The 13886-nt window shown below is 72.1% G+C and carries 10 protein-coding genes; 1 reads left to right on the forward strand and 9 read right to left on the reverse strand.

Going from position 1 to position 13886, the window contains the following annotated elements:
* Nucleotides 1-126: 126 nt before the first annotated feature.
* From WN71_RS30575 to WN71_RS30605, 7 genes are all read right to left on the reverse strand, one after another.
* The gene (locus WN71_RS30575; RefSeq protein ID WP_046582173.1) at nucleotides 127-636 is read right to left on the reverse strand and encodes an O-acetyl-ADP-ribose deacetylase; all 510 of its coding nucleotides are present in this window, start codon (nucleotides 634-636) and stop codon (nucleotides 127-129) included.
* On the reverse strand, nucleotides 633-2084 hold the full coding sequence (locus WN71_RS30580) for a phytoene desaturase family protein (RefSeq protein WP_046582302.1): 1452 nt from the start codon (nucleotides 2082-2084) through the stop codon (nucleotides 633-635). The genes WN71_RS30575 and WN71_RS30580 overlap by 4 nt, the downstream gene beginning before the upstream one ends.
* Nucleotides 2085-2330: 246 nt before the next feature.
* Nucleotides 2331-3173 carry an inositol monophosphatase family protein gene (locus tag WN71_RS30585; protein WP_046582171.1) on the reverse strand — a complete coding sequence of 281 codons (843 nt, stop codon included), beginning with the start codon at nucleotides 3171-3173 and terminating at the stop codon, nucleotides 2331-2333.
* Nucleotides 3174-3356: 183 nt separating this feature from the next.
* Nucleotides 3357-5228 carry a gamma-glutamyltransferase family protein gene (locus WN71_RS30590; RefSeq protein WP_046582170.1) on the reverse strand — a complete coding sequence of 624 codons (1872 nt, stop codon included), beginning with the start codon at nucleotides 5226-5228 and terminating at the stop codon, nucleotides 3357-3359.
* 215 nt (nucleotides 5229-5443) lie between these two features.
* On the reverse strand, nucleotides 5444-6055 hold the full coding sequence (locus WN71_RS30595) for an RDD family protein (RefSeq protein WP_052742898.1): 612 nt from the start codon (nucleotides 6053-6055) through the stop codon (nucleotides 5444-5446).
* A 155-nt stretch (nucleotides 6056-6210) separates the two neighbouring features.
* Nucleotides 6211-8772 (reverse strand): hypothetical protein, encoded by a 2562-nt coding sequence (locus tag WN71_RS30600; protein WP_052742897.1) that lies wholly within the window; start codon nucleotides 8770-8772, stop codon nucleotides 6211-6213.
* A 568-nt stretch (nucleotides 8773-9340) separates the two neighbouring features.
* Nucleotides 9341-9730: a hypothetical protein gene (locus WN71_RS30605; RefSeq protein WP_052742896.1), complete on the reverse strand. Its 390-nt coding sequence runs from the start codon at nucleotides 9728-9730 to the stop codon at nucleotides 9341-9343.
* 646 nt (nucleotides 9731-10376) lie between these two features.
* Between WN71_RS30605 and WN71_RS30610 the strand changes: the two genes are divergently transcribed.
* A complete protein-coding gene (locus tag WN71_RS30610) occupies nucleotides 10377-11075 on the forward strand; it encodes a hypothetical protein (protein WP_046582165.1) in 699 nt (232 codons plus the stop codon).
* A gap of 49 nt (nucleotides 11076-11124) precedes the next feature.
* Here WN71_RS30610 and WN71_RS30615 read toward each other — a convergent pair whose 3' ends face one another.
* Together WN71_RS30615 and WN71_RS30620 are read right to left on the reverse strand one after the other, a co-directional pair.
* Entirely contained in the window at nucleotides 11125-12693 is a 1569-nt protein-coding gene (locus WN71_RS30615; RefSeq protein ID WP_046582163.1) for an NCS1 family nucleobase:cation symporter-1, read from the reverse strand.
* 170 nt (nucleotides 12694-12863) lie between these two features.
* Nucleotides 12864-13883, reverse strand: coding sequence for a TIGR03842 family LLM class F420-dependent oxidoreductase (locus tag WN71_RS30620; RefSeq protein WP_046582161.1), 1020 nt, complete (start codon nucleotides 13881-13883; stop codon nucleotides 12864-12866).
* Nucleotides 13884-13886: the final 3 nt, after the last annotated feature.

A 13886-nucleotide genomic window follows, 5' to 3' on the forward strand; every position in this document is an offset into this window, starting at 1 on the left:
CGCGCAGTTCCCCGCGCCCCTTCAGGGGGTGGTCGGTCAGCCTGGTTCTGGGGATCCGCGCGCCCCTTCTGGGGGTGGTCGGTCAGCCGGGTTCTGGGAGTCCCCGCGCCCCCGAGGGGGCGCCCGTCAGGTCGTCGCTGCGGTGAAGATGTCGTAGGCGCGCCGGTCGAAGAGGACGAAGCGGGTCTCCGTGACGCTCGTGGGGGTGGTGCGGACGGTTTCGACGGCGATTCTGGCGCCGTCGTCCAGGGGCCAGCCGTAGACGCCCGTCGAGATCGCCGGGAAGGCCACCGTGCGGGCGCCCAGTTCGTCGGCCACGCGCAGTGACTCCCGGTAGCAGGAGGCGAGCAGTTCGGAGCGGTCGTCGGTGGCGGACCAGACCGGGCCGACGGTGTGGATCACCCAGCGGGCGTCCAGCGCGCCGGCCGTGGTGGCCACCGCCCGGCCCGTGGGCAGGCCCCTGCCGTAGTGCGAGGCGCGCAGCTTGCGGCACTCCTCCAGGATGGCGGGGCCACCGCGCCGGTGGATGGCGCCGTCCACCCCGCCGCCGCCGAGCAGCGAGGAGTTCGCCGCGTTGACGATCGCGTCGACGGTCTGCCGGGTGATGTCGCCCTGGTGGAGCGTGATGGTGGTCACGACGGCCTCCCTGCGCGCCGAAGCGCGCCGTGATACGGGTCCTGGCGGCGGAGCATCCGCCACACCGCCTTGGCGGCGTTGTGCCCGGACATGCCGTGCACGCCGGGTCCCGGCGGGGTGGCCGAGGAGCAGATGAAGACCGCCGGGTGCGGGGTGGCGTAGGGGAACAGGGACAGCTTGGGGCGCAGCAGCAGCTGGAGCCCCGAGGCGGCGCCGCAGCCGATGTCCCCGCCGACGTAGTTGGCGTTGCGGGCGGCGAGCTCGGGCGGTCCGGCCGTGGCGCGGGCGAGCACCCGGTCGCGGAACCCCGGTGCGAAACGCTCCAGTTGGCGTTCCACGGCGTCGGTGAGGTCGCCGGTCCAGCCGTTCGGCACGTGGCCGTACGCCCAGAAGACCTGCTGCCCGGCGGGGGCGCGGGTGGGGTCGGCGACGCCCGGCTGGACGGTGATCAGGAACGGCGGGTCGGGCGCGCGGCCCTCGCGGGAGGCGGCCCGCAGGGCGCGGCCGATCTCGGCGCTGCTCGCGCCGACCTGTACGGTGCCCGCGATGCGGGCCTCCGGCGCGGTCCACGGGACCGGCCCGTCCAGGGCGTAGTCGATCTTGAAGACGCCTGCGCCGTAGCGGAACCGGTCGTAGTGGCCGCCGAAGCCGGCGATCCGGGCCAGCGCGGTGGGCGAGGTGTCGAAGACGTAGGCGCGGGCGGGCGGCAGGTCGTCGAGGCGCTTGACGGGGTAGTCGGTGTGGATGGCGCCGCCGAGGTCCTTCAGATACGCGGCGAGCGCGTCCGAGATGGCCTGCGAACCGCCGCGGGCCACCGGCCAGCCGCGCGCGTGCGCCGCGAGCGCGAAGACCAGTCCGACCGCGCCGGTCGCGAGGCCGCCGAGAGGTGCCATGACATGGGCGACGAGGCCGGAGAAGAGCGCCTTGGCCCGCTCGTCGCGGAAGCGGCGCATCAGCAGCGTGGAGGGCGGCAGTCCGGTCAGTCCGAAGCGGGCGAGGGTGAGCGGGTCGCGGGGCAGCGCGGTCGTCGGCAGCGACATGAAGTCCCGTACCAGCGTGTCCCATCGGGGCAGGAATGGCTCCACCAGCCTGCGGTACGCGCCCGCGTCGCGCGGCCCGAAGGAGGCGGCCGTCTCGGCGACCGAACGGGCCAGCACGGCGGCCGTGCCGTCCGGGAACGGGTGCGCCATGGGCAGTTCGGCGTGCAGCCACTCCAGGCCGTACCGCTCCAGCGGAAGGGCCCGGAACGCGGGCGAGTTGACGCCGAGCGGGTGGGCGGCGGCACACGGGTCGTGGCGGAAGCCGGGCAGGGTGAGCTCCTCGGTGCGCGCTCCCCCGCCGACGGTCTCCCGCGCCTCGAAGAGCGCCACGGAGAAGCCGCGCCGGGCCAGTTCCACGGCAGCCGTCAGTCCGTTCGGCCCCGCTCCCACCACGACCGCATCGAGCATCGACGGCACCTTCGGACTCCTTCGTCAGCCGATGGCCACTCGGATCAGGATATGCCGGGGGTCCGGCCCGGCCGGAGCGCGGGGGCGGGCCGGGGCCGGGGAGGCGGGGACGAGGAGGCCGTGGCGGGGAGACGGGGACGGGGACGGGAAGGCGGGGCGGGGACGGGAAGGCGGGGCGGCGGGCACGTACCCGCGCCGGTACGCACCGACCCGTACCCACCGTGTGCGCGCACCCACCGCCCGTGCCTACGCCGCCGACAGCAGCCCCACCACCCTGCGGGCCGTCGCCAGGTCCCGGGCGGCCGTGAACGGCAGGGCGTTGCCGCCCGTGACGCGGAAGGGGTCGCCGGTGAGCGTCAGATGGGCGCCGCCCGCCTCCTCGACCAGCAGCAGGCCCGCGGCGTGATCCCAGGCCGCCTCCCAGGAGAAGGCCGTCGAATCCAACTCGCCCCGGGCGACGGCGAGATACTCGAGGCCGGCCGAACCGCAGGGGCGGGGCGCCACGCCGTCCGTCCACAGGGCGCGCAGCGCGCGCTTCTGGTCGTCCGTGGTGTAGTCGGGGTGCGAGGTGGCTATCTCCAGGTCCCGGCCGGGCGTGGGCGCGCCGGAGCGCAGCGGCTCGCCGTTCAGGCGGGCGCCCTTGCCCCGTACGGCCGTTGCCATGAGCTCGCGGGCCGGGGCGTAGGTCCAGGACGCGCGGACGATGCCGTGGTGGACGAGTGCGACGAGCGTGCAGAAGCCGGTGTCGCCGTGCACGAACTGCCGTGTGCCGTCGACCGGGTCGACGATCCAGACCGGGGTGTCGCCCTGTATCGCCTCGTACGTCGCCGGGTCGGCGTGCACCGCCTCCTCGCCGACGACGACCGAGCCGGGCAGCAGTGCGCGGAGCGCCTCGGTGAGGTACCGCTCGGCGAGCCGGTCGGCGTCCGTGACCAGGTCGTGCGGTCCGCTCTTCTGGTCGATCTCGTGCGCGGCGAGCTTGCGGAAGCGGGGCATGATCTCGGCCGCGGCGGCCGCACGGACCGCCTCCTCGACTCGGGCCGAGCTCCGGGCGAGAAACTCTTCGATGGTTTCCGTCTCTTCGATCATGCCCCCATGAGAGCATGCGCCACTGACAATCCCTGCCGGGCCGGTGCACGCCGGGTGGAATCGGCATGAAATCCCGGCTCCGGACGGCCGCCCCCGCACCCGCCCGCCCCGCACGTACCCGCCCGGCCCGCGCAGGCACGGCCGCCCCACTCGCCTCCCCCTTACCTCCCGCTCACCTCCCGCTCACCTCCCCACGGCGTACCCCTGCATCCCCCGCGGATTGGCGGCGGCGGACAGGATGCCGGTCTCCGGGTCCCGGGCCACCGCGCACAGCCGTCCCTCGGACCAGGGGTCGCCCACCGTGACCTCGTGGCCGCGCCGCCGCAGCTCCGCCACGACCTCGGGGTCGGTGCGGGACTCCACCGTGACGCTGCCGGGGCGCATCCCGCGCGGGTGGAAGGAGCCGGGGAAGGAGTCGTTGTGCCAGTTGGGCGCGTCGACGGCGCCCTGGAGGTCGTAGCCGCCCCGGACCCGGCCGCGCAGCGCGACGGAGAGGAAGAAGTGCAGCTGCCACTGGTCCTGCTGGTCGCCGCCGGGCGTGCCGAACGCGAGCACGGGGACGCCGTCGCGCAGGGCGAGGGACGGGGTGAGGGTGGTGCGGGGGCGGCGGCCCGGGGTGAGGGAGTTGGGCAGTCCCTCCTCCAGCCAGGTCATCTGGAGCCGGGTGCCGAGCGGGAAGCCGAGTTCCGGCACGACGGGGTTGGACTGGAGCCAGCCGCCGCTGGGGGTGGCGGCGACCATGTTGCCCCAGCGGTCGACGACGTCGAGGTGGCAGGTGTCGCCGCGGGTGGCACCGTCGGCGCGGACATCGGGCTCACCGGGGCCGAGACGGTGCGGGCGCTGCGGGGCGGCGGGCCCGCCCGGCACCCGCGAGGCCGGGAATTTCGCCACGGTGGGCTCCCCGGCCCCCATCGGATCGAACCCCGGCGCCGCGACGGCCACCCGGTGGGCCAGGGCCGCGAGCCGCGGCGGCCGGCCGCCGGGGGCGCCGGGCCGCAGGTCGTACGACGCGTCGTCCCCGACCAGCGCGCGCCGGGCAGCGTTGTACTCGGCGGAGAGCAGGTCGGCGAGCGGCACCTCGGCCGCGTCGCCGTACCATGCCTCCCGGTCGGCCATGGCGAGCTTGCAGCCCTCGATCAGCAGGTGCAGGTACGCGGCGCTTCCCGGGGCGGGCAACTCGTCGGGCAGCAGGGCGAGTTGCTGAAGGAAGGCGGGTCCCTGGCTCCAGGGCCCGGCCTTGCACACCGTCCACCCGTTCCAGTCGTACGACACCGGGTCCTCGTACGTCGCCGACCAGGCCGCCAGGTCGGCGGCGGTGAGGGTGCCGGTGTGGCGCTCGCCGCTGGTGTCGAGGGTGGGCCGGCCGGCCTGCCGCACCAGGGCCTCGCCGATGAACCCGGTGCGCCACACCTCCCGCGCGGCCTCGATCTGCGCCTCCCGGTCGCCCGCCCCGGCGACCTCTGCGAGCAGCCGGGTCCAGGTGGCGGCGAGGGCGGGGTTGCGCAGCAGGCGGCCGGGTTCGGGCGAGCGGCCGCCCGGCAGGTAGACGGCGGCGGACGAGGTCCACTCCGTCTCGAACAGCTCGCGTACGGTCTCGACGGTGGCGCCGACGTTCTCGACGGGCGGGTGTCCGTGCTCGGCGTACCCGATGGCGTACTTGAGGACGTCGGCGAGGGGCTTGGTGCCGTGGTCGCGCAGCAGCAGCATCCAGGCGTCGAACGCGCCGGGCACGGCGGCGGCGAGCGGCCCGGTGCCGGGTACGAGGTCCAGGCCGAGGGAGGTGTAGTGGGCGACGGTGGCCCCGGCGGGCGCGACACCCTGCCCGCAGAGCACCCGCACCGGGCCGCCGGCCGGGGCGAGCAGGATGGGCACCTCGCCACCGGGCCCGTTGAGGTGCGGTTCGACCACGTGCAGGACGAACGCCCCCGCCACGGCGGCGTCGTAGGCGTTGCCGCCGTCCTCCAGCACCGCCATCGCGGACTGCGAGGCGAGCCAGTGCGTGGCGGACACCATGCCGAAGGTGCCTTGGAGCGTGGGACGAGTGGTGAACTCCATCTGCGACCTCGGTGTCTGCGTCTGCCGGTCGACCCATCCAACAGCACTCGTGACGCCCTGGCCACGTGCGTCCGGCGTACGGGCAAAGGCGCTGGTCCTGACGCCTGTTCAGGGCACCCGGTCTCGGCGCTCTCCGCGCGGGCGCGGCCGCAGACGCGTCCGACCAGGGCGTACCGGTGGACCGGTACGCCCTGGTCGGACGGCGGGGCCGATCCTCAGGCGGCACGCCTGACGACGACCGAACCGGCCATGGAATCCACCAGGTTCTGCTTCTCGCTGCCGAAGATCTTGAACAGGTTGACCCACAGGGCGATCGTCAGCGTGATCGTGCTGAGGAAGCCCATCACCAGCCCGCCCAGCAGGAAGTTGCGGACGAACATGTCGCCCCAGGTCAGCCGGGCACCGGTGTCCTTCTTGACCAGGGTCAGGCCCATGAGCTTCTGGGCCGGGTTCGCCGCGTCGGTGGACCAGGTGATCATGGCCCAGACGAGCCAGCCGATGCCCAGGGTGACGAATATCAGCAGGACATTCAGCAACTGGGCGACGAAGCGCACTCCCGCGCCCACGCGCAGTTCCTTCGGCACGGCGTGTGCCGCGTACATCGCGTAGCCCGGCGCGGGGGCGGGGACCACGGGTGCGGCGTATCCGGGCGCGGCGTATGCGGCGGGCACGGCCGGAGCCGGCCCGAAGCCCGGGGCCTGTGCCGGGACCGGGACCGGAGCCTGCGCCGGAGCCGCCGGAGCCTGCGCCGGAGCCGGGCCGGGCGCTGCTGCGGCCGCTGCCGGGGTGCCGGGAGTGGTCTCGAACGACGTCTTGTCCATGTTCATCGTGTTGCTCCTCGGAAGGCCGCGGCTTCCAGGGGCGCGCGAGGCACGCCGCCGCGGCGGGGTTTTCGGCAACGGCGGGCGCGGTGCGGCGAGTTCTCGTCGCACCGCGCCCTTCGGCCGTCAGATCGGGGGACGCCGGCTGCCGCCGGAGGCGGTCAGTCGCCGTAGCCGGAGTAGAACGTCACGCTGGGCGTGTCCCCGGAGAAGTCGACGGTGGCCGAGAAGGACGCGGTGCAGGTGTCCTTCTCCTTCGTCTTGTCGCCCTCATACGAGTCGACGTTGACCCAGTTGACCTTGAAGTCCAGGTTGCCGCTGGCGGTGACGGTTCCGTCCTCGGCCATCTCGGTCTGGAGCTCCGGCTGCGACTGCTGGCTCCACTGGACGTCCTCAGCCACGTCGCTGGAGTAGAAGTAGCTGTAGTGACTGTCCGGGCTCAGCGGGCAGTCGTCGGGCTCGAGGTCCGTGCTCTGCGCGCACTGGGTCAGCGCGGTGTTCACGGCCTCCTGCGCGGCCTGCTCACCCGCACTGGTGAGGGCCGCGTCCAGGCTGTCGGGGCTTCCGGTATCGCCCGGCCCCACCACGACCGAGCCTCCGCCGTCCGCGGCGACGTAGCCGGAGTCCACGCCCTCGACGGTCACCGTGCCGGGAAAGACGGTGAGTTCGGCGGAGCCGTCCTGCAACGGCACCTGAACACCGTTGACCTTGGCCTCGTGCAGCAGCGGAGACGCGGTCACCTCGACCTGCGCCAGGCCGTCCACGACCTTCCAGCGCCGCCACAGACCGAGGTGCTTGTCGTCGTCGCCGGTGATCAGCCGCAGCTCGCTCTCGTACTTCTTGCCGTCCACCTTGTAGCTGACGGTGGCGGTGGCCGACGTCCCGGACTCGTCCACCTTCTCGACACTCACATCGGTCAGCGGGGCCGCCCTGCGCTGGGTGTCCAGCGCGGCCTTCGTCAGCAGCCGGCCGGAGGTGGGGCCACCCTGGAGTTCGAGGGCGTCGTCGGCGCGGCCGTCAGCGACGGCCTGCAGGTAGTCCTCGGCGGCCGCCTCCGGGCCGTAGACCTGGGAGTCCACGACGGCCCAGGCGGCCGTGCCACCACCGCCGACGACGACGGCGATGATCAGGCCGACACCGGTGAAGCGCGCCCACTTCGCGTCGGTGGCCAGCGGCGGGCAGGCCAGCGGCTCGGTCAGCGCGCTCATCAGCCGGGGCGGCACCGGGCGGCCCTTGCGGTGCGCGGCGTCGGCGAGCAGCGCGGCCCACTGCGGATGCACGGGCAGGCCGGGGATCCGCAGCACCCACGCGGCCGCGGCGGGGAAGGCGCTCAGCACCGGCCGGGTCAGGAACTGCGCCGCGGCGAGCAGCAGCCCGCCCCACAGCAGCGCCACGAGCAGTGCGCCGAAGACACTCAGGCCGGCCGACACGGAACCGTGTGCACTGCCGCTGCCGCCGAAGAATCCCTCGCCGACACTGACATCGCCGTCGACTGCCATGTCCAGCCCGGACATGACGGCGAGCGGGGTCCACAGGACCGCCATGGCGGCGGCGAACCTCCACAGGCCGCTCAGCATGCGTTCGCGGGGATCGTGGGCCAGCGCGTGACGCACCGCGGCAACGATCACGACCAGGGCGACGGCAAGCAGCAGCAGGTATGCGGCACCGGGCATGTTCCCGGAGAACAGGCCTGCCTTGGTCTCCTTCAGCTGGCTGGTGTCATCGCCGCCGAAGAAGGAGTGGACGCCGGCGGAACCGTTCAGGGAGTTTCCGACCGTGACGCCCATCGCCAGACCGGCCAACCAGACCGCGAAGTTGACGAGGACGAGCAGCACGAGGGCGAACGAGGCGCCGGCGCCCATCTCGTCGGTGTCACCGAAGAGCGCGAGGCCCAGCGCCGTCAGAGCGGCGAGGCCCAGCAGGATCGCGCTCGCGGTGCCCGCGGCGAGGAAGGGGGAGCGCCACTGGTGCAGCCGGCCGGTGAACCCGCCCGGCAGAGCGCCCAGGACGGTACGGCGCACACCGGCACGGGCGGCGAAGTCGGCGAGGAAGACGAAGACGGCCGCGTACGGGAGGAGCGGCCACAGACCGACGCCCAAGTCGACCGAAACCGAACCGAGTTCCTCGGTCTTCATACCGAAGACCGACGACGAGTGCGTGGCCAGGGCCAGCACGCTCAGGACGGCGGCGTAGACCAGAGCACCGGTGGCGGAGCGGCCCGCCACCCGGGCCCAGGTGTCCACTGCCGCTCGCCGCTCGGCGCTCCGGGCGAACCACCAGACCGCGAACAGGGCGGTGCAGGTGAGCGTCAGCATCTGCAGGGTGAGGTCGATCTCCGCCTGGCCGGAGACAGCCCCGGACACCAGGCCGCCCAGTCCGTCGCTCGATCCGGAGTCTCCGCCCCCCTCGACCGACAGGCCGAGCGTCCCTCGAAGGGCCAGTGCGGCCACCCACACCGCGGCCGTCATCCAGTCCCCCACCGTGCCGGAGTTCTCGTCGGGCAGGAACTGGGCGGCGATGGCGATGAGGAGGAACAGCAGGCCGAGCTGACAGCCCAGAGCCGACAGGGCAGCGGCGGCCGCGGCCTTGGCCGACTGCTGGTCGGGCCGGATCCGGCTGAACCAGACGGACAGCCGGCCGGGAACCGTCGCACCGGGCTGCCCGGGGGCCGCCGGCGCCGCCTGGGCCTGCGGAATCCCCGGCGCAGGCGGGGCAGTCGGCATCGGCGGCGCCGACGCGGCTGCCGGCGCGGCTGCCGGCGCGGCGGGCGAAGCCGGTGCCCCGCAGTTGCTGCAGAAGGCGTGGCCCGCGGCTATCGGTTGAGCGCAGGACGGACAGGTACTCATTGCTTTCCCTGGAGGACTAGCGGCCCGAGGGCCTGGAGACGGACATCGCGCGAACTCCCCCGGCACCCGGACACGTCACGGGGTCCGGACGCCGGCGGGGGGAACCGGCCTACGGCATGCGGCCTGGCGATACGGCCGCACCCTGAGCACCGAACCTGACAGTTCTTCATGATGTGAAGAACCAGTAAAGAATTCGTGGGGCAATTGATAGCAGCCCTGAGTGGATCATGCAATGTACATGTGTCGCCGAGACGGCTCTGGTCAGCGGATACGTGGCGGTGCGACGCCGCCGGAACCACCCGACGGCACGATCGCACCCGCCTGAAAGGCCTTCACATGTCCGCCCGGGCGACACAGGCCGTGCGCGCAGCACCGAGGCCCGTCGCGGCCGCGGCGTCGGGCCCCGCCGGAGGGCCCGGTGCCGCGGTCGGCGGCCGCGCCGGAACTACTTCACGTCGATGTAGGTGCCGGCGGTCTTGACGGTGCCGGTGGTGGAGTTGCCCGCATAGGACCAGCGCCAGTAGCCGTCCACGGAAGCGGTCACGGCGGCCTTCAGGGCGCCGGCACTCGCGGACTTCACCGTCTTGACGGTGGTGTAGGTGCTGGTGCCTATCTTGCGGAACTGCAGCTTGACCGACTGGCCGGAGTAGCCGGCGTACTTCTGGGTGTTCCAGTCCGCCCGGGTCAGGCCGCCCGTGACGGTGAGGGCCTTGCCCTTCTTGACCGGGTTGGGGGAAGCCTTGACCGTGAGACGCGCGGCGCGCTGGATCTTCACGACGGAGTACGCATCGTCGCCGTAGAAGTCGTAGTCCTTGCCGTACGCCGCGACGTCCACCTTCCAGGATCCGGCCAGGGAGTTCGTCAGGCTGTAACCCGGGAGGATCTCGTCGGTGCCCGTGCAGGTGGAGGTGGTGGCAGTGGACGCCTTGCAGGACAGCGAGCCCGGGCCGATCAGCTGCCTCGGCGGCGACGGCGACGACGGTTCGAGTGCTCATGGATGCAGACCCCCACATACGTCCCGCCGCCCCACGCGACGGGATCTTGAAAGAAGTGGCGTGATCCTAAACAGAATGTGAAGGAATTGTAAATGATCTTCACATCTTTGCGATCGCTTTCCCCCTCCATTGATGCCTGCACGGACGCGTTCTCGCAGGTGGAAGTACATGTCGCAGAGACTTCCAAAGGTGAGAGAAATGTGAAGGATCTGCAGACGACCGAGACGGGGACGCCACCGGGACAGCCGCCCGCCGACCGCCGCACGGGGACCCCTGGGCCATCCATCGCCCGACGCGACCCCGCAGACTCCGCAGGCCCCGGCAAGGACAAATGCGCACATTCTTCGCGAGATTGGAAAGCCACCGTGACCGCCCCGGTACAGAGCGAGTTCGGGCTTCCGTCTCACGGGCAGTCATGTGACACTGGCGTCCCCGTCCGCAGTGCGGACCCGCTCCGCACACCGTCCCCCACCGAGAAGTGCGCCCGTGCGTGATCTTCCTTTGCCGCTCACTCTTTCCGCGCGCATAGCCCCGGTCGCCGTGCTGGCCGTGGCGGGCTGGGCGCTGACGTCTGGGCCGTTCGCCCCGGCGCCGGCCACGAGCGAGGCCTCTGCGTCCCAGCAGACCCAGTCCGGGAGCCAGGACGACTCCGGCTCCACCACTCCCTCGTCGTCGGCCGCGCCGTCCGCGAAGGCGTTCAGCACCGCGCCCGCGCCGTGCACCAGTGTGGCGGTCGCGAACATCAAGTCCCTTGTGCCGGGGGCGAAGACGGCGGGCAAGGAGATCCCGTCGACGGACAACAAGATCCGCCGCACCTGCTCCTGGAACGCGCTGAAGGGCTTCGACTACCGCTGGCTCGACGTCTCCTTCGAGATCACCGACTCGCAGGCGGCCGCGGCGAAGGAGTACAAGCAGCGCACCGCCGAGAAGAGCGGTGGCGGCGCGGTGCCGGGGCTCGGCGACACCGCGTACTCGGTGGTCAACCTCACCACCGAGGACAAGCAGCAGACCCGTGAGGGCGTGGTGATCGCGCAGATCTCCAACGCGCTGGTCACCATCACCTACAACGGCAGCGACTTCGAGACGAAGAAGGCGCCCAGCACCGATGTGATCAACAAGGGTGCGATCAAGGCCGCCAAGGACGCGGTGGCCGCACTGAAGGGCAGCGGCAGCAGCACCAGCTGACCGCCGCCGCCCTCCCGCGGCCTCCGGACTCCTTACGGTTGACGGACCGTCAGACGGCCTGCTCCTGCTGCTCGTCGGGGACGGACGGCTCGCCGGGGGTGCTCGGGCTGTCGGGGACGAGCAGGGTCAGGGCGACGTACAGCACCAGTGAGGTGCCGAGGCCGACCGCCCAGCCGTAGTCGGCCAGGGACGACAGGGCGGGGATCGGGCGGCCGTCGATCAGCGGGTGGAAGTCGGCGCCGCCGACGGCCAGGACGCCGCCCACCACGAACGCGACGACCGCCCGCCAGTTCCAGCCGCCGTCGTACCAGTAGCGGCCGCCCGTGCGGTACAGGTCGGCGAGGTCGAGGGAACCGCGGCGCAGGATCCAGTAGTCGGCGATCAGGATGCCCGCGACGGTGCCGAGCAGTCCGCCGACCAGGCCCAGCCAGGTGAAGATGTAGCCCTGCGGGTCGGAGTACAGCTTCCACGGGAAGATCAGCACGCCGAGCACGCAGGTCGCGAGGGCGCCGGTGCGGAAACTGATCCTGCGCGGCGCGATGTTGGAGAAGTCGAAGGCCGGGGAGACCAGGTTGGCGGCGATGTTGACCGACAGGGTGGCGACCAGCACCGTCACCAGCGCGTACAGCAGGCCGACCACGTTGTCCGTCTTGGCGGCGAGCTGTACCGGGTCCCAGACCGGCTTGCCGTACACGGCCTGCGAACCGGAGGTGACCAGGACGGACAGGAACGCGAACAACGTCATGGTGGTGGGCAGGCCGAGCGCCTGGCCCCAGGTCTGCGCCTTCTGGCTCCTGCCGTAGCGGGTGAAGTCGGGGATGTTGAGCGACAGCGTCGACCAGAAGCCGATCATGCCCATCAGGGAGGGCGCGAACAGCTTCCAGAAGTCGGCGCCCCAGCCGAGCTGCGAGGGCTGGTCGAAGAGCGGGCCGAGGCCGCCGGCCTTGTCGCTCATCCAGATCAGCATCACGAACGCGCCGACGAGCACGAACGGCGCCGCCCAGTTCTCGAACCGCCGGATGGTGTCCATGCCGCGGTGGATGATGGCGACCTGGAGCACCCAGAACAGCGCGAACGACAGCCACATGGTCCAGGCGTAGCCGCCGATCTGCGAGGCGTTCGCCCAGCTGTCGCCGATGAGCTTGCCGGCCAGGAAGTAGATCGCCTCGCCGCCGATCCAGGTCTGGATGCCGAACCAGCCGCACGCCACCAACGCCCGCACGACGGCGGGCAGGTTGGCGCCGCGCACGCCGAACGAGGCGCGGGCGAAGACCGGGAACGGGATGCCGTACTTGGGGCCCGCGTGCCCGGTGAGCAGCATCGGCACCAGCACGATCAGGTTGGCCAGCGCGATGGTGAGGACGGCCTGCTTCCAGTCCATGCCGACGGCGATCAGGCCGGAGGCCAGCGTCCAGGACGCCGTGTTGTGGGCCATGCCGACCCACAGCGCGGAGAAGTTGTACGTCGTCCAGGTGCGCTTGGCGACGGGTACGGGGAGCAGGTCCGCGTTGGCGTAGGGGCCGCTCGGCGCCGGGGCGCCGGGCGTGAGCTCCACGCGCCCGTCGGGCAGGGTGACTTGGGAGGCCGGCGGTATCGCCGTGGGAGCGGTGTCGGTCATGGGCAGGCCAATCGAGGAGATGGGGACGGGTGGAAAGGCCGTGCGGGTGCGTGCCGAGGGGGGTGCGCTCCTGGACGAGATGGTGCGGTGTGCAGGGCGTCCGGGCCCCCTTCCCGGGACGGCGGGAAGGGGGTGCCTGAGGGTCCGACTGCAGGCCGGACGGGGGGTGTTCAGCCGTTGACGGCCGGGATGACCTTCGTGCCGTAGGCGTCGATGACGCTCTCCTGCGCGTCGTGCATGTCGTAGACGGCGAACTGGTCGACGCCGAGCTCGCGCAGGGCGTTCAGCTTCTCGATGTGCGCCTCGGCGGGCCCGATGAGGCAGAACCGGTCGACGATCTCGTCCGGCACGAACTGGGTGTCCGGGTTGCCGCTGCGCCCGTGGTGCGCATAGTCGTAGCCCTCGCGGGACTTGATGTACTCGGTGAGTTCGTCGGGCACCTGCGCGGAGTGCTCGCCGTACTTGGAGACCAGGTCGGCCACGTGGTTGCCGACCATGCCGCCGAACCAGCGGCACTGGTCGCGGGCGTGGGCGAGCGCCTCGGGCGAGTCGTCCTCGGTGACGTAGGCGGGCGCGGCGACGCAGATGGTGACCTCGGACGGGTCGCGTCCGGCGGCGACGGCGGCGTCCTTGACCGCCTTCACCATGTACTCGGTGAGGTAGAGGTCGGCGAGCTGCAGGATGAAGCCGTCGGCCTCCTCGCCGGTCATCTTCAGGGCCTTGGGGCCGTACGCCGCCATCCACACGGGCAGCCGCGCGCCGGGCTTGATCCAGGGGAACTTGACGACGGTGCCGCCGAGGTCGGCCTCCTCGCCGCTGCCGAGGGCGCGGATGACCTTCATCGCGTCGCTGATGCGGGCCAGCGTGTTGGGCTTGCGGCCGGCGACCCGCATCGCGGAGTCGCCGCGGCCGATGCCGCAGACCGTGCGGTTGCCGAACATGTCGTTGAGGGTGGCGAAGGTGGAGGCGGTGACCTCCCAGGTGCGGGTGCCCGGGTTGGTGACCATCGGGCCGACCGTCAGCGTCTCGGTCTGGGCGAGGATCTGGCTGTAGATGACGAAGGGTTCCTGCCAGAGCACCGCGGAGTCGAAGGTCCAGCCGTACGTGAACCCGTTGCGCTCGGCGCGCTTCATCAGGTCGACGACCTTCGAGGCCGGTGGGTCGGTCTGCAGGACGAGTCCGAAGTCCATGGG

Source organism: Streptomyces mangrovisoli (assembly GCF_000974985.2).
In the GTDB taxonomy this organism is placed as follows: domain Bacteria; phylum Actinomycetota; class Actinomycetes; order Streptomycetales; family Streptomycetaceae; genus Streptomyces; species Streptomyces mangrovisoli.

What these genes read in the sequence shown, in the direction of transcription:
- WN71_RS30580 (WP_046582302.1), bottom strand. Translation starts at nt 2,084, where the DNA reads ATGCTCGATGCGGTCGTGGTGGGAGCGGGGCCGAACGGACTGACGGCT.
- WN71_RS30585 (WP_046582171.1), bottom strand. Translation starts at nt 3,173, where the DNA reads ATGATCGAAGAGACGGAAACCATCGAAGAGTTTCTCGCCCGGAGCTCG.
- WN71_RS30590 (WP_046582170.1), bottom strand. Translation starts at nt 5,228, where the DNA reads ATGGAGTTCACCACTCGTCCCACGCTCCAAGGCACCTTCGGCATGGTG.
- WN71_RS30595 (WP_052742898.1), bottom strand. Translation starts at nt 6,055, where the DNA reads ATGAACATGGACAAGACGTCGTTCGAGACCACTCCCGGCACCCCGGCA.
- WN71_RS30600 (WP_052742897.1), bottom strand. Translation starts at nt 8,772, where the DNA reads ATGCCGACTGCCCCGCCTGCGCCGGGGATTCCGCAGGCCCAGGCGGCG.
- WN71_RS30615 (WP_046582163.1), bottom strand. Translation starts at nt 12,693, where the DNA reads ATGACCGACACCGCTCCCACGGCGATACCGCCGGCCTCCCAAGTCACC.
- WN71_RS30620 (WP_046582161.1), bottom strand. Translation starts at nt 13,883, where the DNA reads ATGGACTTCGGACTCGTCCTGCAGACCGACCCACCGGCCTCGAAGGTC.